We start from the raw sequence: 18,600 nt of genomic DNA on the forward strand, positions 1-18,600 counted from the left end.
CAGTTGCGTCAGGCGGCAGGGAGTTTGTACACCCGCCCCCTGTTTTCGACCTTCTCGGAGGTGATCGTCAGCCCCAGCCTCTTCTTGAGTGCCCCGGCAAGGGCGCCCCTCGCCGTGTGAGGCCTCCACTGCAAGGCGGTGGCGATCTCGTCGATGGTGGCGCCTTCCGGCGCGCGCAGCATGGCGATCAGGGTGGCCTGCTTGGTATCGGAAAGCTTGGTCATGGGGTCGTCTCCGTGTTCGGGCCCGCGGGATGCGGAGCCTTCTACGACCCCAAGCCGCGCAGGGCGCGCGGCAGGAGTTCCGGCGGCGCCGGAGATCAGCGGGCGTGCTCGCCCTCGCCGAAGGCGCTGTCGGTGATGCGCTTCAGGAGGCTGGCGTAGTGTTCGAGGGTGCCGACCATGGCCCAGCCCACCTCGTCGGGGTGGCAGTTGAAATGGTCGTCGCTGAGGGCCTGCAGGCGGGCGAGCATCTCGTCGATCTCGGCCTTCTTGCCGATGAAGGCGTTCAGGGCCGCTTCCTTGTTGCGCCGGGCCTTCTCGGCGCGGAGTTCATGGCGCGGGGTTGTGATCGGGTTGAGGCGGGTCATCGGGGTGGCTCCGTGGTGGGGTTTCTTCGTTGTCCTGCATCCGTGTTCGCTCTGTCCGCGATGCTTATCAACGTAAATCAAGCACCTGAATCTGAATGATAATCGGAGCCGCGGATGCAGGGCATGAGCGAGCGCCAGTACGCCGCCCATGTCGGGCTGTCGCGCGGCGCAATCCAGAAGGCGAAGACCGCCGAACGGCTGGTTCTCTATCCCGATGGCAGCATCAACGCGGCCGCCAGCGACGCCAGGCGTGCCGAGACGACGGACCCGTCCAAGACCCGGAAGCCACCCGAACCGAAGCTGAAGCCGGTCCCAGAGGCGGCGGTGGCGGCCGTCGGCGACACGCTGCGCGAACAAGGGTTGGCGGTCCCGGCCATCGGCGGCGGCACGACGTTCCTGCAGGCCAAGACCGCCAACGAGGTACTGAAGGCGCAGGAACGGCGCATCCGGCTCCAGAAGCTGAAGGGGGAGCTGATCGAGCGGGCCCGCGCGCTGGCGCTGGTGTTCCGGCTCGCGCGGGAGGAACGGGACACGTGGGTGACCTGGCCTGCACGCGCCGCGGCGCTGATGGCGGCCGAGCTCTCGGCCTCGTGCCGCGACGCGACGGGCCAACAGATCACCCTGGAGCCAGCCGCGATGCAGAAGGTGCTGGAGAAACATGTACGCGCCCACCTCGACGAACTCGCCGAGGTCCGGCCCGACTTCCGGTGAGAGCGGCGATGGCCTGAAGGACTTCGACGGCGCGGGCGACATCCTGCGCGCCTGGGGCAACGGGCTACGGCCCGACCCGGACCTGACCGTCTCGGAATGGGCGGACCGGCACCGGATGCTCTCGGGCCGCGCCTCGGCTGAACCGGGGCGGTATCGCACGGGGCGCACGCCCTACATGCGCGAGATCATGGACCGGCTCTCGCCCGGCGATCCGACCCAGCGGATTGTGTTCATGAAGGCCGCGCAGGTCGGCGCGACCGAGGCGGGCAACAACTGGATCGGCTTCGCAATCCACCAGGCGCCAGGGCCGATGCTGGCGGTCCAGCCCACGGTCGAGCTGGCCAAGCGCAACTCGCGCCAGCGGATCGACCCGCTGATCGACGAGAGCCCGGAACTGCGGGAGCGGGTCAAACCCGCGCGCTCGCGCGATGCGGGCAACACCATGCTGTCGAAGGAGTTCGCGGGCGGCATCCTGATCATGACCGGGGCCAACTCGGCGGTCGGACTCCGGTCCACCCCGGCGCGCTACATCTTCCTCGACGAAGTCGACGCCTATCCCGCCTCGGCCGACGAGGAAGGTGACCCGGTCACGCTGGCCGAGGCGCGGTCGCTGACCTTTGCGCACCGGCGAAAGGTGTTCCTGGTCTCGACCCCGACGATCCGGGGGCTTTCGCGCATCGAGCGCGAGTATGAGGCGTCCGACCAGCGCCGGTTCTTCGTGCCGTGCCCGCATTGCGGCGCGATGCAGTGGCTGAAATTCGACAGGCTGCGCTGGCAGAAGGGCCGCCCGGAGACGGCGGAATACATCTGCGAGGGTTGTGATCAGCCCATCGCGGAACACCACAAGACGGCGATGCTGGAGGGCGGCGAATGGCGGGCGACCGCGACCGCCGCCGATCCGACCACGGTCGGGTATCACCTCTCGGCGCTCTATTCGCCGATCGGCTGGCTGAGCTGGGAGCGGATCGTTCGGGCATGGGACGCGGCCCAAGGGTCGATTGATGCAATCAAGGCGTTCCGCAACACCATCCTCGGCGAGACCTGGGTCGAGACCGGGGAGGCACCGGACTGGCAGCGGCTGCAGGGGCTGAAGGAGGACTGGACACCGGGCACCGTCCCTGCGGGCGGGTTGTTCCTGACCGCCGGGGCGGATGTCCAGAAGGACCGGATCGAGGTCGATATCTGGGCCTGGGGCAGGGGGCTTCAAAGCTGGCTCGTCGATCACGTCGTGATCGAAGGGGGACCGGGCGATCCGGGATCCTGGCAGAGGCTCAGCAGTCTCCTCGGCCGGACCTGGCTTCATGCCTGCGGCACGCCGATGACCATCGCCCGGCTCGCGATCGACACCGGATACGAGACGGCGGCGGTCTATGCCTGGGCACGTCAAACGGGCTTTGGCCAGGTGGCTCCTGTCAAGGGGCTGGAGGGGTTCAACCGGTCAAGTCCGGTGACGGGTCCGACCTATGTCGATGCCACCGTTGCCGGCAAGCGTCTGCGCCGCGGCGCGCGGCTCTGGACGGTCGCGACCTCGACTTTCAAGGCGGAAACCTACCGCTTCCTGCGGCAGGATCGACCGACGAGGGAGGAGATCACGGCCGGTGCATTGGTTCCGGCGGGAACCGTACATCTGCCGGACTGGGTCGACAGCGAATGGCTGAAGCAGCTGACCGCCGAGCAGCTGGTGACGGTGAAGACCAGGCGCGGGTTCGCGAAGCTCGAATGGCAGAAGCTGCGCGAGCGGAACGAGGCGCTGGACTGCCGGGTCTATGCCCGCGCCGCCGCCTGGATCGCAGGCGCGGACCGCTGGCCCGAGGCGCGGTGGCAGGAGTTGGAGCGACAGCTGGTCGTGACGGGGGAAGGGAAGACGGGTGACGCGCCCCCGACACAGCCATCCCGGCCATCGGCACGGCGGCGGACGGTGCGGTCGAGCTACATGGGGTGAGGGCAGGAGGTTATTGCTGCAGGATTTGGCGGCTGCGAGCGAATGCGTCGAGGGCGATCTTCCTCTTCGCAGCGAGCTTCCGCACGCGCGCCGCTATCTCGGCCTCCCCGAAGTCGACCGGGTTGAACGGGCCGCCATACCAGCGGACCATTTCCTTGTGCTGCGGATGACGTCGGTTTGCGATGGCTTCGACGAAGTCCAGGAAACCGGGCGGGCCGCCGACATCCTCGGGCGGTGCGGTGCGTTCGCCCGCGACGAAGAGGGGATAGTCGATATCGGGATCGGCTGCACCGACATGTTCGACAAGGACGCGATGCTGCCAGTCGTCCCCGAAATCGTAGGTGTAGTGGATCTCGGTGATGCCACGATCGATCAGCGTGCCGAGGCGCATGCCCTTGGCCTGGTAGATCTTGCGGCCCCAGACCGCATCCTCGGGATCGGGCTCGCCATAGACGCGGTCGTCGATGCTGAACTGGTAAAGGTGGGTGTTCTCCCAGGGCATCACCGCCTGGATGACCTCGTGCAGGGCGCGGAGGTTGGTGGTCAGGCTGACCTCGAGCTCACGCCAGATGCAGGGCTCGAGATGCAGAAGTTCGATGCGAAGGCGGGCAATCCGGTCGGTCATGGCGGGCCTGGTCGGGACGGGTCACGGGCAGGATAGAGGCGGGCCGTCATGGCGACAATCACGGAACTCCGCGCCCGCCGCGAGGCGCTGGCCGCGCAGCGCGCCTCGGGCGTGGCACGGGTCAGCTATGACGGCAAGACCGTGGATTATCGCTCCGTGGCGGAGATCGACCGGGCCCTCGAGGTGCTGGATCGCGAGATCGCCTCGGCCGAAGGGCGAAGGATCGTGCGGCAGGTGCGCGTCATGACGGACAAGGGGCTCTGAACATGGGGCTGTTCGACAGGTTCCGCCGCGGGGCCGTTGCTGGCGGGGCGACCGGTGGCCCTGCAGCCATGCGCGCCCGGCTCGAAGGCGCCATGGCCAAACGCCGACTGCGGGGCTGGAACCCGCCCCTGGAGAACATCAACGCGCTGGTGGCCTCGGGTGGTCCGCGCCTTCTGGCCCGTGCCCGCGAACTGGTGGTCACCAACGGCTATGCGGCAAATGCCTGCGAGGCCTTTGCCGCGAACCTCGTCGGCGACGGAATCAAGCCCTCGTCGCTGATCGAGGCTGCGGACCTTCGCGATCGGGTCCAGAAGCTCTGGCTGGCCTGGACCGACGAGGCCGATGCGGATGCGCTGACCGACTTCTACGGGCTGCAGGCCATGGTCGCGCGCGAGATGTTCGTCGCCGGCGAGTGCTTCGTCCGGCTACGCGCGCGTCGGCCCGAAGATGGTCTGCTGGTGCCCATGCAGTTGCAGCTTCTGCAGTCCGAGATGCTGCCCTTCGAGAAGACGGAAACTGCACCCAACGGCAACCGGATCCGCTGCGGGATCGAGTTCGATCGCGTAGGGCGGCGGGTGGCCTATCACTTCCGCCGCCGCCATCCGGGCGACAGCACGGACCTGCCGGTGGCGGTCCCCGACACCATTCGCGTGCCGGCCGAGGAGGTGCTGCACATCTACCGGCCCATCGATGCAGGCCAGATCCGGGGGCTGCCGCATGTCGCACCCGCCATGGTGCGCCTGTTCCTTCTCGACCAGTACGATGACGCGGAACTCGACCGGAAGAAGACCGCGGCGATGTTCGCGGGCTTCATCACCAAGACCGTGCCGGATGAGCCCATGATGGGTGAAGGGGCCGCCGACCCCGAGGGTGCCGCGATCGCCAGCCTCGAGCCCGGCACGATGCAGGTGCTGCTGCCGGGTGAGGATGTGAAGTTCTCGTCTCCGGCCGATGTGGGCGGGGGCTACGAGGCTTTCCAGTACCGTACGTTGCTGGCGGTCTCGGCCTCGCTCGGTCTGCCCTATCACCTCGTGACCGGCGATGTCCGGCAGGCGAACTATTCCAGCCTTCGGGCCGAACTGGTCGAATTCCGTCGCCGCATCGGGCAACTGCAGCATGGCGTGATTGTGCACCAGTTCTGCAGGCCCATCTGGGCGCGCTGGATGGAGACGGCGGCGCTCGCGGGTGCGCTCGATCTGCCCGGGTTTGCCGCCGCGCCCGGCCGGTTCCGCGCGGCACAATGGATCCCGCCGCGCTGGGACTGGGTCGATCCCTTGAAGGATATCCAGGCACAGGTCCTGGCGCTGGAGGCCGGGATCACCTCGCGGCGCAAGGTGGTCGAGGCCACCGGCTACGATGTCGAGGAGGTCGACCGCGAGAACGCGGCGGATGCCCGGCGGTCGGCCGATTTGGGCCTCCGATACCGGACCAGCCCCGGCGAGGCGCAAGGTGCACGCGCCACGCCCGCAAGGTTGCCCGACCCGGACACCGATGGATCCGGCGCGGACGCTGAACCCGAACAGGAGTGACAGGATGAAGAGCTGGTACACGATCCGCGCCCGAGGCACGGGGGCGGAAGTGCTGATCTATGACGAGATCGGCGCCTATGGCGTCAGCGCCAGGGGGTTCCTCGCCGAACTCGGCGCGCTGCCTGACGCAGTGCCGATCGACCTGCGGCTCAACAGCCCCGGCGGCTCGGTCTTCGATGCGGTGGCCATCTACAACGCCCTGCAGCGGCATGACGGCACCATCACCGTCTGGATCGACGGCATTGCCGCTTCGGCCGCGTCCTACGTCGCCATGGCGGGCGACGAGATCGTCATGCCTGAGAACGCCTTCCTGATGATCCACGATCCCTCGGGGCTGGTCATGGGCACCGCCGCGGACATGCGCGAGATGGCGGACACCATGGACAAGATCGCGGCCGGCATGGTCCGAGGCTATGCGGCCCGGTCCGGACGCGCCGAGGAAGAGATCGCGGCCCTGATGGCGGCCGAGACCTGGTTCGACGCGGAAGCGGCCCTGGAGGCGGGGCTGGCCACCCGCAGGATCGAGCCGGTGCGGATCGCCGCCAGCTTCGACATCGGCCGTTTCCGCAACGCGCCGCCTGTGCTGGTGGACGCGGTTGCGGCCGCTGTCGCCGATCCTACTCAGGAAGCGGAACCGGATCGTGTTGAAGCCGACGAGGGCGCCGAGGATGTCCTCGATCAAGCCGATCCTGCGACCGTGCTGGAGCCCGGCCCGGAACCGGCCCGGCCGTCGAACCCTGACGCTGCACCGCCCCACATCGACCCTGCCGCCGTCCGGGCCGAAGCCATCGCCCATGCCCGGGCCGTGATCGACCTCTGTCGTCTCGCGGGCCAGCCGCAGATGGCGGGGCGCTTCCTGGAGGAGGACGCCGGCCTCGACGCGGTGCGCGCGAGCCTTCTCTCCTCCCGCGCCGAGGCCACGCCCGAGATCTCGCCGCATCACCCGCAACCCGGGCCCAGCCCCAGTGCCCGCCCCTGGGGCGACGTGATCGCCCGCACCTTCAAGCTGAAAGGATGATCCCATGACCACGCTGGTTGAAGGCAAACACCCCGGCGGCTTCCTCGTCTGGGAAGCCTTCCGCGACTACACCCGCGAGACCATCACCATCGCCTCAGGCTTGCTCGAACCCGGAACGGTGCTGGGCAGGATCACCGCCTCGGGCAAATATGCCGCCCACGACCCGGCCGCGGTCGATGGCACCGAGACCGCCGTGGCCCTGCTCTGGGGGCGCGCCGATGCCAGCGCTGGCGAGGTCGTGGCCGTCGCGGTGGTGCGCGGTCCCGCCATCGTCAATCGCCACGATCTGGTCTTCGCTGGCACGCCGACCGAGGGCGAGATCGCCGCGGCGCATGCAGCACTCCTGGCCGCCGGCATCCTCCTGCGCTGATCCCCCCATCGAAAGGACATTCCCATGGCGACCATGGACATCTTCGAAGGCGATGCCTTCTCGATCATCGAACTGACCCGCGCGCTGGAGAACATCCCCTTCAAGCCCGCGATCCTCTCGGGCGCGAACCTTTTTGGCCCGCGCGGCGTGCGTGCGCGCAGCGTCGTCATCGAGAGCCGGGACGGCACGCTGCAGCTGATCCCGTTCTCCCAGCGCGGTTCGGCCTATGAGCAACAGGTGCCGGAGCGCCGCGAAATGCGGGCCTTCGTCGTGCGCCAGTTCAAGAAGCAGGACGTGCTCTGGGCCTCGGAGATCCAGGGCATCCGCGACCACGGTTCGGAAACCGCCACCCAGCAGGTGCAGACCGAGGTCGCCCGCAAGCTGGGGCGGCTCAGGAATGACGCCGAGGCCACCTTCGAGTTCCACCTCTTCAACGGCATCCAGGGCGTGGTGAAGGATCCCAAGGACGGGGCGGTGGTGGTGAACTACTTCACCGAATTCGGCATCACGCCCGCCACCGAGGTCGACTTCGACCTCGACAACGCGAGTCCGGCCTCGGGCGCGCTCCGAAAGCGCTGCCAGGCGCTGATCGAGAGTGTCGAGGACAGCCTTGGCGGGCTGGCCGCCGGTCAGGTGCAGCTGCGCGCCGAATGTGGATCGGCTTTCTTCGCCGATCTGGTGGCCCACAAGGAGGTGCGCGAGACCTATCTCAACACCGCCGCTGCCGCGGACCTGCGGGGCAGGGTAGGGGAGGAGGTCAGCTTTGGCGGCATCACCTTCCGCCGCTACCGGGGCGGCCTCGGCTTTGGCGTGCCGACCGACAAGGCCTGTTTCTATCCCGAGGGTGTCGAGGGCCTCTTCGAGATCTACTACGCCCCCGCCGACACCTTCGAGACGGTGAACACGCTGGGACTGCCGCTCTATGCGCGCATGATCCCGGACCGCGACCGCGACGAATGGGTGCGCCTCGAGATCGAGAGCAATCCTCTGCCGATCTGCACCCGCCCGCAGGTTCTGCGTTCGGCGCGGCGGACGTGATGAGTGCCTTCGTCGCCGCGCTGGAGGAACTCTTCGCCGATCCCAATCTTGCACGGGATGTCGTCCATGTTGCGGATGGCGGCGCGCCCAGACTGATCCGCGCGGTCATGCGCCGCGCGGATGCGATCACCGACTTCGGCGATGCCCGGCTCTGGTCGGAAACCACCCGGATCGATCTGCGCGTGGCCGAGGTGCCAGCCCCGCGCCCGGGCGACCGGATCGAGATCGACGGCGAGGCCTTCCTCATTCAGGGTGAGCCCGTCCGCGACCGCGAGCGGCTGGTCTGGACCGTCGATTTGCGCCCGGCGTGACGGCGATGAAGCTGAAGCTCGACATCGATCCGGACATCGTCGCGATGATGGCGGCCGAGGTCGCAGCAGGGGAACGCGCGGTCTCGGCGGCGATCCGTGAGGCTGGAACCGGCCTCAAGACCGCCTGGCGCGGGCAGATCACCGGCGCGGGCCTCGGGCCTCGGCTCGCCCGCACCATCCGGTCGGAGCAGTTCCCGAAAGGCAGGGCCAGCCTGAACGCGGCGGCCGTGGTCTGGTCCAAGGCCCCGGTCATCGTCGGCGCGCATGACACCGGCCCGCTGATCCGGTCCAGGAACGGCTTCTGGCTGGCGATCCCAACCGCGGCGGCGGGCAAGTCACAGCGCGGCGGCCGGATCAGTCCCGGGGAGTGGGAGCGCCGCACCGGCCTGCGCCTGCGGTTCATCTACCGCCGTACTGGCCCGAGCCTCCTGGTCGCCGAAGGACGGCTGAACACGAAGGGCAGGGCGGTCGCATCCCGCTCAAGGACTGGCCGGGGCCTCGTCACCGCGCCGATCTTCCTCCTTGTGCCGCAGGTCAAGCTGCCGAAGCGGCTGGACCTCGCGCGGGACGCCGAGCGGGCGCATGACGCCGTGCCTGGGTTGATCGTGGCGAATTGGTTGGAGGGACGCGCGTGATCTTCCGGCGGATATCGTTCGGCGCCGCTCTCTTCGATCAGTTCGGACGCTCCACGGGCTGAGCGCGCTCGATGTCAAACTGCATGAACCGATCGAAGAGCGGCGTCTTCTGGTATAGTGGATCCTGGACTCGCGTCGCTTCGACCGCCGGCATCGACTTGAGGAGACCGAACCACGACAAAGGTGTCAGATAGACGGCCCGCATGTAGACCTCGAGCACATTGAGCGGTTCGTCGAGGAATTTCTCGGGAGGCACGAAGCAGTAACGCGTCAACTGGGGTACAGATCGCGGCAAGTCGGCCGTGATCGAGAGGCACCAGAAGACGATCCCCGCCTGCTCATGGACCCAAGGATGCGCCAACTTGGTCAGGGTTCTCGGGTTGACCCTCGCGAAGGCCGCTTCGAAAACCGCCCGCACCGTCGATGCATCGATCAGGTTCTCGCGCAGGCGGCGACCCGCTTCCGTCACAGCAAGCCGCCCGCCATCGATCTGGATGAGGCGGGCGGCAATCGCGAGTGCCATCAGGAAGTCGAGAGGACAGATGGTTTCCTGATCAAGCGGGCGTCTGAGATGCCTGGTCATCTCAGTGTCGAAATCTGGCCAATCCATTGTCGTCAGCAGAAGATCGAGGCTTTCGGAGGTCATGGCGCCGCTCGGCAGCAACGCAATCCGTCCTTCGCCGATCAGGGTCAGATAAAGGCGCAAATTGCGGAAGATGACCGATCCAGCAATGTCAGCGGCATTGCCGTGATAGTCGAGGTGCAGAGGTGATCGAGGCGAGTGGAAGGGCACCAGATCGTAGAACGGTCCCGCGCCCAGTTGCAGCCAGGCAGGATGCACGTCGTTCAGCCACCTGGTCAGGTTGGATGGAAGTGGTGCCGATAGTCTGAGTCTCGACATGCCGATTCAGTTCCCATGATGACAGGCTAGCAGGTTATCCGATGCCCACCCCCCGCGAAACCATCCTCGCCGCGCTGCACGCGCGGCTATCGGCGCTGCCTGCGACCGTCCTGCGCGGCGAGGTGCTGCCCGAACGCGTGCCAGCTGCGGGCCTCCTGATCCTGCGCGATGGCGAACCGGGGGAGCCGGAGGTCACGCTGTCGCCGCTGGCCTACCACTACCAGCACCGGGCGGAGATCGAGGCGGTGGTCCAAGGCGCCGCGCGTGACGCGGCCTTCGACACGCTCTGCGCCAGTATTGGCGCGGCGATTGCCGCCGACCGCACGCTGGGCGGGCTCTGCGACTGGGTCGAGGCGGAGGCGCCGCGCCCGGTCGATCTGCCGGTGGAGGGGGCGGCGGGTCTGAAGGCCGCCGTGATCCCCGTGGTTCTGCATTACGCGCTGGCGGACCCGCTCGTCTGAGGCGCGACCGGATCCGTAAGCGCCGGTTCCGCTGCTGCCATGCGATGCAGGTCGCCTTCGACGAAGGCCCCCGCGGCGACGCTGATCGTCCCGTAAGTGATGCGACCCGTGAGCCTGCCGGTCGGGTGGATGCTTACAGTCGCCGCGGTGACATCGCCGGTGACCGAGCCCCCCAGGTCAAGCTGCTCGGCGGTGATGTCGCCCTTCACCCTGGCGTCGGGTTCGACCGTCAGATGCGGTCCCGCCAGGTTGCCGTTGATCTGGCAATGCACCTGGATCTGCCCCGTGCTGGTGACATGACCGTCGATCTGGAGATCGGCGGCGAGGATCGAGGGCCTGGCTGACACTCCGGCGGGGGCTGTCAGCACCGGCTTCTGGACAAGGTCCCGGTAACTCACGCGGCATTCCTTCGCTTCTGGCGCGCAGGCTGTCCTGCCTGCGCGCGTCTCAGCCAATCCTGGTGCGGAACGCACCCCTCTTGCAAGGAGAAGAACATGGCACGTGCGCAAGGCGCGCGGGCGCAGATGGCGCTTGCGTTCGAGACCACCTACGGCATCCCGCCCGTGAGCGGCTTCACCCGGATGCCCTTTGCCAGCACCACGCTCGGCTCGGAGCAGCCGCTCCTGTCGAGCGAGCTTCTGGGCTACGGCCGCGATCCCCTGGCCCCGGTCAAGGATGCGGTGACGGCGGATGGCGATGTGGTGATGCCGATCGATGCCGAGGCCTTCGGCTTCTGGCTGAAGGCGGCCTTCGGCGATCCGGTCACCACCGGCACGGGGCCATATAACCACGAGTTCCGCTCGGGGAGCTGGACCCTGCCGTCGATGTCGATCGAGACCGGGATGCCGGAGGTGCCGCGTTATGCGATGTATTCCGGCTGCGTCCTGGACCAGCTCAGCTGGCAGGTGCAACGCTCGGGCCTCCTCACCGCCACCGCCCGGCTGGTGGCGCAGGGCGAGACGATCGCCGCCGCGAGCGGGGCTGGCACGCCTGCCGAACTGGAGTTGCGGCGCTTCGGGCACTTCAACGGCACGATCAGCCGTGATGGCGTGGCCCTCGGCAACGTGGTCTCGGCCGAGATCACCTATGCCAATAGCCTCGACCGGATCGAAACCATCCGCAGTGACGGCAAGATCGACGGGGCCGATCCCTCCATTGCCGCCCTCACGGGGCGGATCGAAGTCCGCTTTGCCGACCAGACCCTGGTGGCACAGGCGCAGACCGGCGATCCCTGCGAGATCGGCTTCGCCTACACCCTGCCTTCGGGCGAGAGCTTCAGCTTCACCGCCCATGCCGTCTACCTGCCGCGGCCCCGGATCGAGATCCCGGGCCCGCAGGGCATCCAGGCCAGCTTCGACTGGCAGGCGGCCCGGGCCGAGACCACCGGCCGCATGTGCACCGCCGTCCTTGTCAACTCTGTCGCAACCTATTGAGAAGCCTCCCGTCATGCTGACCCTCGATCTCACCAATGCACCGTCCTGGTGCGACCTCGTCCCCGGCGTGCGCGTGAAGCTGCGCCCGCTGACCACCGCGCTGATGGTCTCGGCGCGCGGCGATCCCGCAGTTGCCGATCTGCCCGAGGGGGTCGCCACCGAGGAGGCGGCGCTCGCCATGGCCAAGGCGCTGGCGCGGCGCGCGATCCTCGACTGGGAGGGGATCGGCGATGCCGGGGGCCAGCCCTTGCCGGTCAGTCCCGAGGCGATTGACGCACTCCTCGACCTCTGGCCCGCCTTCGAGGCATTCCAGTCGTCCTATGTCGCGAAGGCCCTCCTGTTGGACGCGGAAAAAAACGGCTCTGCGCCCTTGCCGACTGGGTCTTCGGCGGGGGCGAAGGCTACTGCGCGGCCTGCGCCGGAGACTGCCCCGACTGCCCCGCAAAGCTGAACCAGCCGCAGACGCTGGACGGCGCGCAAGTCTGGGACCTGGTCCAGCGCCTCGGCGGACAGCTGCGCGAGATCCCCGGCGCGGTGATCGGCTGGGACATGGGTGCGGCGCTCGCGATGGGCGCCGCCCTTGGCATCTCCCCGCCCGCCATCGCAGAACTGCTGCCCGAGATCGAGGCGGTGATGGTGCGCCGCGTGAACGATCAGATCGCGGCGAACCGCGACTGACCCCATCCTGAACCGGAGTCCCGATCCCATGGCAGAAAAGCGTGTCTCCGTCCGGCTTGCCGCCGTGGGCGGCCGCCAGGTGCGGGCCGAACTGGAAGGTGTCGGCGAGGCCGGGGCGAAGGGCTTCGGCCGCCTCAGCCGCGAGATGGAACTGGCGAACACCCGGTTGGCCGGCTTCGCCCGTCGCGCGGGTCTGGCTCTCGGCGCTGCCGCTGCCGCCGCCACGGCCTCGCTGGGGCTGATCGTCCGCTCCACGGCCGAGAGCGCGGCGCAGATCCGGCAGTTCGCGCAGGTCGCCAATGCCACGCCGGAGGCGCTGCAGCGCTGGTCCGCTGGCGCGCGGACGGTCGGGATCGAGCAGGAGAAGCTTGCCGATATCCTGAAGGACGTGAACGACCGGGTCGGGGATTTCCTGCAGACCGGCGGCGGGCCGATGAAGGACTTCTTCGAGACCGTCGCGCCGCGGGTGGGCGTCACCGCCGACCAGTTCGCGCGGCTTTCCGGCCCCGAGGCGCTGCAGCTTTACGTCGACACGCTGGAACGCGCGGGCCTGAGCCAGCAGGAGATGACCTTCCATCTCGAGGCGATGGCCTCGGATGCAACGCGCCTCCTGCCGCTTCTGCGGAGTGGCGGGGCCGAGATGGCGCGGCTGGGCGACCAGGCGGCGGGCCTCGGCGCGGTTCTGGACGGCGATGCGCTGGAGGCGCTGCGGCGCACGCAAGCCGCACTGGGCACGGTGTCGCTGGTCTTCGAGGGCCTCCGCAATCGCATTGCGGTTGCCGTTGCCCCGACCGTCGAGGCGCTGGCCAAGGCCTTCGTCGCGCTCGCCTCGGACAGCGGCATTCTGCGGACCGCGATCGATGCACTGGTCGGCAATCTCGGCCGCCTGGCGACCTATGCTGCGACCTTCGCCGCGGTGATAGCGGGACGCTGGGTTGTCGGCGTCGCGGCGGCGGCGCTTTCCGTCCGCGGCCTTGCCACGGCTCTCGTCTTCCTGCGAGGGGCCCTCATCCGCACCGGCATCGGGGCGCTGATCGTCGGCGCGGGGGAGCTCGTCTACCAGTTCTCGCAGCTGGTCGCCCGGGTCGGCGGTGTCGGCGAGGCCTTTCGGCTTCTCGGCGATCTGGCGCGGGAGGTCTGGTCGCGCATCGGCCTGTCGCTGGATACGGCCTTCGCGCGGATGGCGGCAGGTTGGGAGGGGCTGAAGGCGGCAGGCATCACGGCCATGGAGGGCAGCATCGCCGGTGTCGTCAGCTTCGGCGACCGGACGGCGGCGATCTTCCAGGGCGCCTATGACGCGGCGGTGGCGATCTGGGGCAGCCTGCCCGGGGCGATCGGCGACTTCGCCTTCCAGGCCGCGAACGGTCTGATCTCCGGCGTCGAGGCGATGCTGAACGGCGTCGTCACCCGCATCAACGGCTTCATCGAGGGGCTGAACGCGGCCCTCGCCCTCCTGCCGGAGTGGGCGACAGGCGAAGGTGGGGTGCGGATCGGCATCCTCGACCCGGTGGAACTCGGCCGGATCGGCAACCCGTTCGAGGGCGCGGCAACGGCCGCGGGGACCGCTGCGGCGGAGGCCTTCTCCACGGCACTGGCCCAGACCTATCTGGAGCCGCCCGATCTCGGCCTCGGCGCGATGGCCGGCGACGCCCGCGCCACAGCGGCGGGTTATCGTGAGGCGGCGGCCATGCTCGCCGATGCCGCGGGTCGGCCGCTGGCCAGCTGGCAGGCGCTGAAGGACGCGATGACCGGCGCGGGCAGCGAGGGCGAAGCGGCGCTCGACGGCGCGGCGGAGGCGGCGGACGCACTTGCGGATGGATTCGACGAGGCAGGCGGCGCGGCCGGGGGCGAGGGTGCGGCGGCGAAGAAGGCAGCGGAAGAGGCGGCAACCGGCTGGCAGGCCGTCACCAAGACCCTGGCGGACTATGCCAAGGGCGCGATGGACTGGGGCCAAGGCCTCGGCGAGACGCTGGTCTCGGCCTTCACCTCGGCCGAGACCGCCTTCCGGACCTTCGTCACCACCGGCAAGTTCGACTTCAAGGGGCTCGTCTCCTCGATCCTCGCCGATCTGGCGACGCTGACCTTCCGGACTTCCGTCCTCGGCCCCCTGGCGGACTGGCTCTCGACAGGCCTCGGCGGGATCTTCGCCCCGGTGAAGCATGCGGGCGGCATGGTCGGGGGCCCCGGTCCTCGGCGGATGGTGCCCGCGATCGCCTTCGCCGGTGCGCCCCGGATGCATTCCGGCGGTTGGGCCGGGCTTCGGCCCGACGAGGTGCCCGCCATCCTGCAGCGCGGCGAGCGGGTGCTGTCGCGGGCAGAAGTTGCCAGCGGCATGGGGCGGGCTGCTGCGGGCGGCGTCACGATCAGCATCGATGCGCGCGGCGCGCAGGCGGGTGTCGCGGAACAGATCGATGCGAAGCTGCGCGCCGCGATCCCGGAAATTGCGCGGCTGGCCCGCGCCAGCGTTGCCGATGGGCGGCGGCGCGGCCACGCCCTCTGATGAAGGCCAATTCTCATGCCTGACGTGATCCCCGAACTGCCGCTGACGCTGGTGCAGACGCTGGAGCGTCGCCTCGTCACCGCCACGGCCGTGGCGGCCTCGCCCTTCACCGGGACCGAGGAGGTCCAGGACTGGGGCGGGGAATGGTGGGATTATGCGATCGAGATGGCGCGCACCACCGGCCGCGACGGCCGCCGCCTCTCGGCCTTCCTCACCGCCCTCGGCGGCCCGCGCGGGCGGTTCCTGTTCCGCGATCCGACGATCCGGCAGGCGGGAAGCACGCTCGCGCCCCAGGTCGCGGGCGGGTTCCAGAGCGGCAACCAGCTCATCACCGCCGGATGGCCGCCCTTCGCCACGCCCCTCTTTGCCGGGGACTTCTTCTCTCTGGGCTCCGGCGCCGAGACCCGGCTCCATCAGCTGACGGCGGATGTCGTCACCGACGAGGCGGGCATGGCCAGGCTCGCCTTCGTGCCGCGGCTCCGGACCCCGCCCGAGGATGGCACGCCCCTTGAGATCGCCGCCCCGGCCGTGGTCCTGCGCCTGACCGCGCCGGTCCCGACCCGGATCGGCCGGGCGGACACGTTCCTCTTCACCCTTGCTGCCCGGGAGGCCTTATGAGCCGTGATCTCAACCCCGACTTTGCCGCCGCCCTCGCCGCGCGCGATCTGCGCCCGGTGATCCTCTTCGAGGGCCACTTCGCCTCCGGGCCGCTGCGGCTCTGGTCGGGCCTCGGCGAGATCGGCTGGGCCGGGGAAAGCTGGTCGGGCGCGGGCGCGCTTCTGGGCCTCGGCTCCATCGAGGAAACCTCCGAGGTGGTGGCGGGCGGCACCTCGGTCTCGCTCTCCGGCATCCCGCCGCACCTGGTGCAGCTGGCGATCGCCGAGGCGCGGCAGGGCCTGCCGGGTCGGGTCTGGCTCGGGCTCCTGACGCTGGAGGGCCAGATCCTCGCCGATCCCGTGCTCGCCTTCGCCGGGCGCCTCGATGTGCCCGAAATCACCGATGATGCGGAGACCTGCCGGATCACCATCAGCTACGAGTCCCGCCTGATCGACCTCAACACGCCCAGAAGCTGGCGCTACACCCATGAGAGCCAGCAGGCGCTCCATCCCGGCGATCTCGGGTTCGAATATGTGGCTGCGATCCAGGATCGGGAAGTGACCTGGGGGCGGGGATGAGGGGGGCACGGATCGAGCATTGGGAACGCCATCTGGCTGAGGCGGTCGCGGCTGCACAGGCACGTCCCTTTGCCTGGAGCCAGAATGACTGCCCGATCTTTGCCTTCGAAACCCGGCAGCTTCTGACCGGCGGCACCGATGTCGCGGCCCTCTGGCGCGGACGCTACCGCACCGCGCGCGGCGGGCTGCGGGTGATGCGCCGCCTTGGCTGGGACACACTCGAGGAGATGGGCCGGGCCCTCCTCGGTCCGCCACTGGCCTCCGTCCACCTCGTGCAGCGCGGCGATCTGGTCCTCGCCAAAGGTGGCACCGGCTTCGGCGTCTGTCTCGGGGCCCGGGCCGTCGGCATGGCGCCCGAGGGGCTTGTCAGTCTGCCGATATCGGCCTGCGCGCTGGCCTGGCGCGTCTGACCCAACGCAACGCACCCACCACCTCTTCCCACCGGAAACCCACCCCGATGCCCTTCATCGTCTCTGCCGTCACGGCGATTGCCGGGGCGATCTCCGGTGTCCTGGCCGCGGGCGGCATTGGTGCTGCGCTGGTGCGGCTCGGCGGCACGCTTCTCCTGTCCTATGCCTCCCAGGCGCTGATGCCGAAGCCGAAGGTGGCGCTGCAGGCCAGGAGCGTGACGGTGCGCGAGCCGGTGGTGCCGCGGGATCTGGTCTATGGCCGGGCGCGGAAGGGCGGCGTCATCACCTTCCTGCATGCCTCGGGGGCGAAGGACCAGTATCTGCACCTGGTGGTCGTGCTCGCCGCGCATCGGGTCAGATCGATCGGGGCGATCTGGTTCGACGGCGAGATGGCCGTCAGCGCGGGCGGCCTCGTGCAAGGCCGCTGGGCGGGCAAGATCACGGTGGAGAAGCGCCTCGGGGCCGAGGATCAGGCAGCGTTCGCCAGCCTCATGGAAAATGTCCCGGACAAATGGACCGCGGCGCATCGGCTGGCGGGCTGCGCCGCACTCTATCTGCGGCTCACCTATGATCCGGATGCCTTCCCGGGCGGGATCCCGAACATCACCGTCGACATCGAGGGCAAGGATGACATCCTCGATCCGCGGACGGGAACCCGCGGCTATTCGGAGAACCCGGCGCTCTGCCTCGCCGACTATCTCGCCCATGCCACCTTCGGCATCGGGGCGGGGATCGGTGCCGCCGACGGGGTCGAGGCTGCAAGCCTGATGGAGGCCGCGAACATCTGCGACGAGACGGTGCCGCTCGCCTCCGGGGGTTCCGAGCGGCGTTACAGCTGCAATGGCGTCGTCTCGCTGTCCGAGCCCCCGAAGGCGATCATCGAGGGTCTCCTCTCCGCCATGGCCGGGCGGGCGGCGGTGCAGGGCGGCACCTGGCGCATCCATGCCGGGGCGTACCGGCTGCCCGAGATCACGCTCGGTGCCGATGATGTCCGCGCGGGCGGACTGGTGCTCGCCACCCGCGTCAGCCAGTCGGAGAACTTCAACGCCGTGCGCGGCCAGTTCGTGAGCCCGGAGAACGACTGGCAGCCCGACGACTTCCCGGCCTACATGAGTGACATCTATCTCGCCGAGGATGGTGGCGAGCGGAAATGGCGCGACCTCTCGCTTCCCTTCACCATCTCGGCCGCCATGGCACAGCGCCTGGCGAAGATCGAACTCGAGCGGGCCCGGCGCCAGATGACGGTGAAGCTCTCGGGCAAGCTCGCCGCCTGGCGCGCCGGGGTCGGCGAGACCGTGATGCTCTCCTATGCCCGCTGGGGCTTTGCCGCCAAGCCCTTCGAAGTCCAGGGGGTGAGTCTTGACCTCAGCGCCTCTGGCGATGGCGCGCTTCTCCTGCCGGAACTGGTCCTGCGCGAGACTTCGCCCCTGGTTTATGACTGGTCGGCCTCGGAAGAGGCGATCTATGCCGCGGCCCCACGCACCAGCCTGCCGGGACCGGGTGATGTGCCGGCACCCGGCACGCCGCATCTTGCCGAGGAGATGTATGAGACCCGGGGCGGCACCGGGGTACGGACGCTGATCCGCGCCACATGGGTCGAAGCCCCCTCCGACTTCGTGCGCGAGTATCAGGTCCGGGCGCGGCGGCTGCAGGATGTCAACGGCGCGCCGACCGGGGAAGACTGGATCACCCTTGGCCGCACCGACCAGCCCTCCTGGGAGATCCGCGACGTGAAGCCCGGCCGCTGGGAGGTGGCGGTGAAGTCGCTCTCGGTGATCGGGGTCTCCTCGGGTTATGTCAACGCCGAGATCGAGATCCTCGGGCTGACCGCCCCACCCGCTGCCCTCGAAAATCTGACGATCCAGACCGCGGGCGGGCTGGCGATCCTGAAATGGTCGCCCTCGGCCGATCTCGACGTGCGGATCGGCGGGCGGATCGTGATCCGGCATTCCGCCGCCACGACCGCGACCTGGGCCACCTCGACCAGCATGGACGAGGTGGCAGGCTCCG

General features: G+C 69.0%; 23 protein-coding genes. 18 read left to right on the forward strand and 5 right to left on the reverse strand.

Annotated features, from left to right (window positions below; all coding sequences use genetic code 11):
• Positions 1-8: 8 nt before the first annotated feature.
• Positions 9-224 (reverse strand): DUF3489 domain-containing protein, encoded by a 216-nt coding sequence (locus tag I7S92_RS20915; protein WP_197647446.1) that lies wholly within the window; start codon positions 222-224, stop codon positions 9-11.
• A gap of 95 nt (positions 225-319) precedes the next feature.
• Positions 320-589: a hypothetical protein gene (locus tag I7S92_RS20920; RefSeq protein ID WP_197647447.1), complete on the reverse strand. Its 270-nt coding sequence runs from the start codon at positions 587-589 to the stop codon at positions 320-322.
• A 114-nt stretch (positions 590-703) separates the two neighbouring features.
• On the opposite strand from I7S92_RS20920, the gene I7S92_RS20925 reads away from it, so the two are divergent.
• Both I7S92_RS20925 and I7S92_RS20930 read left to right on the forward strand, forming a co-directional pair.
• A complete protein-coding gene (locus I7S92_RS20925; protein ID WP_197647448.1) occupies positions 704-1,300 on the forward strand; it encodes a hypothetical protein in 597 nt (198 codons plus the stop codon).
• On the forward strand, positions 1,248-3,242 hold the full coding sequence (locus I7S92_RS20930; protein ID WP_197647449.1) for a phage terminase large subunit family protein: 1,995 nt from the start codon (positions 1,248-1,250) through the stop codon (positions 3,240-3,242). The genes I7S92_RS20925 and I7S92_RS20930 overlap by 53 nt, the downstream gene beginning before the upstream one ends.
• Before the next feature lie 10 nt (positions 3,243-3,252).
• Here I7S92_RS20930 and I7S92_RS20935 read toward each other — a convergent pair whose 3' ends face one another.
• Positions 3,253-3,867, reverse strand: coding sequence for a plasmid pRiA4b ORF-3 family protein (locus tag I7S92_RS20935; protein ID WP_197647450.1), 615 nt, complete (start codon positions 3,865-3,867; stop codon positions 3,253-3,255).
• Between the two features lie 48 nt (positions 3,868-3,915).
• On the opposite strand from I7S92_RS20935, the gene I7S92_RS20940 reads away from it, so the two are divergent.
• From I7S92_RS20940 to I7S92_RS20970, 7 genes are all read left to right on the forward strand, one after another.
• Entirely contained in the window at positions 3,916-4,131 is a 216-nt protein-coding gene (locus tag I7S92_RS20940; RefSeq protein WP_197647451.1) for a phage head-tail joining protein, read from the forward strand.
• 92 nt (positions 4,132-4,223) lie between these two features.
• Entirely contained in the window at positions 4,224-5,660 is a 1,437-nt protein-coding gene (locus I7S92_RS20945; RefSeq protein ID WP_242070330.1) for a phage portal protein, read from the forward strand.
• 4 nt (positions 5,661-5,664) lie between these two features.
• On the forward strand, positions 5,665-6,678 hold the full coding sequence (locus I7S92_RS20950) for a head maturation protease, ClpP-related (protein WP_197647453.1): 1,014 nt from the start codon (positions 5,665-5,667) through the stop codon (positions 6,676-6,678).
• Positions 6,679-6,682: 4 nt separating this feature from the next.
• Positions 6,683-7,048, forward strand: a complete 366-nt coding sequence (locus I7S92_RS20955; protein ID WP_197647454.1) for a head decoration protein — start codon at positions 6,683-6,685, stop codon at positions 7,046-7,048.
• Between the two features lie 24 nt (positions 7,049-7,072).
• Complete coding sequence (locus tag I7S92_RS20960; RefSeq protein WP_197647455.1) at positions 7,073-8,086, forward strand: major capsid protein; 1,014 nt, start codon at positions 7,073-7,075, stop codon at positions 8,084-8,086.
• Complete coding sequence (locus I7S92_RS20965; RefSeq protein WP_197647456.1) at positions 8,086-8,397, forward strand: head-tail joining protein; 312 nt, start codon at positions 8,086-8,088, stop codon at positions 8,395-8,397. Before I7S92_RS20960 ends, I7S92_RS20965 begins: the two co-directional genes overlap by 1 nt.
• Before the next feature lie 5 nt (positions 8,398-8,402).
• Positions 8,403-9,032, forward strand: a complete 630-nt coding sequence (locus tag I7S92_RS20970) for a DUF6441 family protein (RefSeq protein WP_197647457.1) — start codon at positions 8,403-8,405, stop codon at positions 9,030-9,032.
• A 37-nt stretch (positions 9,033-9,069) separates the two neighbouring features.
• On the opposite strand, the gene I7S92_RS20975 is transcribed toward I7S92_RS20970, so the two are convergent.
• Positions 9,070-9,933: a hypothetical protein gene (locus tag I7S92_RS20975; RefSeq protein WP_197647458.1), complete on the reverse strand. Its 864-nt coding sequence runs from the start codon at positions 9,931-9,933 to the stop codon at positions 9,070-9,072.
• A gap of 41 nt (positions 9,934-9,974) precedes the next feature.
• On the opposite strand from I7S92_RS20975, the gene I7S92_RS20980 reads away from it, so the two are divergent.
• Positions 9,975-10,394 (forward strand): acyl-CoA transferase, encoded by a 420-nt coding sequence (locus I7S92_RS20980; protein ID WP_197647459.1) that lies wholly within the window; start codon positions 9,975-9,977, stop codon positions 10,392-10,394.
• Here the strand turns inward: I7S92_RS20980 and I7S92_RS20985 are convergent.
• Positions 10,367-10,792 carry a bactofilin family protein gene (locus tag I7S92_RS20985; protein ID WP_197647460.1) on the reverse strand — a complete coding sequence of 142 codons (426 nt, stop codon included), beginning with the start codon at positions 10,790-10,792 and terminating at the stop codon, positions 10,367-10,369. The two genes, I7S92_RS20980 and I7S92_RS20985, sit on opposite strands and share 28 nt — an antisense overlap.
• A 96-nt stretch (positions 10,793-10,888) precedes the next feature.
• On the opposite strand from I7S92_RS20985, the gene I7S92_RS20990 reads away from it, so the two are divergent.
• The 8 genes from I7S92_RS20990 to I7S92_RS21025 form a co-directional block, all read left to right on the forward strand.
• Positions 10,889-11,827 (forward strand): phage tail tube protein, encoded by a 939-nt coding sequence (locus I7S92_RS20990; RefSeq protein WP_197647461.1) that lies wholly within the window; start codon positions 10,889-10,891, stop codon positions 11,825-11,827.
• Between the two features lie 13 nt (positions 11,828-11,840).
• Positions 11,841-12,278 carry a phage-derived protein YdaY family protein gene (locus tag I7S92_RS20995; RefSeq protein ID WP_197647462.1) on the forward strand — a complete coding sequence of 146 codons (438 nt, stop codon included), beginning with the start codon at positions 11,841-11,843 and terminating at the stop codon, positions 12,276-12,278.
• A gap of 83 nt (positions 12,279-12,361) precedes the next feature.
• Positions 12,362-12,505 (forward strand): DUF7697 family protein, encoded by a 144-nt coding sequence (locus I7S92_RS23405; protein ID WP_386002417.1) that lies wholly within the window; start codon positions 12,362-12,364, stop codon positions 12,503-12,505.
• 28 nt (positions 12,506-12,533) lie between these two features.
• On the forward strand, positions 12,534-15,005 hold the full coding sequence (locus tag I7S92_RS21005; protein ID WP_197647463.1) for a phage tail tape measure C-terminal domain-containing protein: 2,472 nt from the start codon (positions 12,534-12,536) through the stop codon (positions 15,003-15,005).
• A gap of 15 nt (positions 15,006-15,020) precedes the next feature.
• The gene (locus I7S92_RS21010) at positions 15,021-15,623 is read left to right on the forward strand and encodes a hypothetical protein (protein ID WP_206761146.1); all 603 of its coding nucleotides are present in this window, start codon (positions 15,021-15,023) and stop codon (positions 15,621-15,623) included.
• Positions 15,620-16,180, forward strand: coding sequence for a hypothetical protein (locus tag I7S92_RS21015; protein WP_197647464.1), 561 nt, complete (start codon positions 15,620-15,622; stop codon positions 16,178-16,180). Before I7S92_RS21010 ends, I7S92_RS21015 begins: the two co-directional genes overlap by 4 nt.
• Positions 16,177-16,590, forward strand: a complete 414-nt coding sequence (locus I7S92_RS21020; RefSeq protein ID WP_197647465.1) for a DUF6950 family protein — start codon at positions 16,177-16,179, stop codon at positions 16,588-16,590. The genes I7S92_RS21015 and I7S92_RS21020 overlap by 4 nt, the downstream gene beginning before the upstream one ends.
• Positions 16,591-16,637: 47 nt before the next feature.
• Positions 16,638-18,600: phage tail protein (locus I7S92_RS21025; protein WP_197647466.1), on the forward strand; the 1,963-nt coding region annotated here is incomplete at its 3' end.

The organism is Tabrizicola soli, assembly GCF_015999335.1.
In the GTDB taxonomy this organism is placed as follows: Bacteria; Pseudomonadota; Alphaproteobacteria; order Rhodobacterales; family Rhodobacteraceae; genus Tabrizicola; species Tabrizicola soli.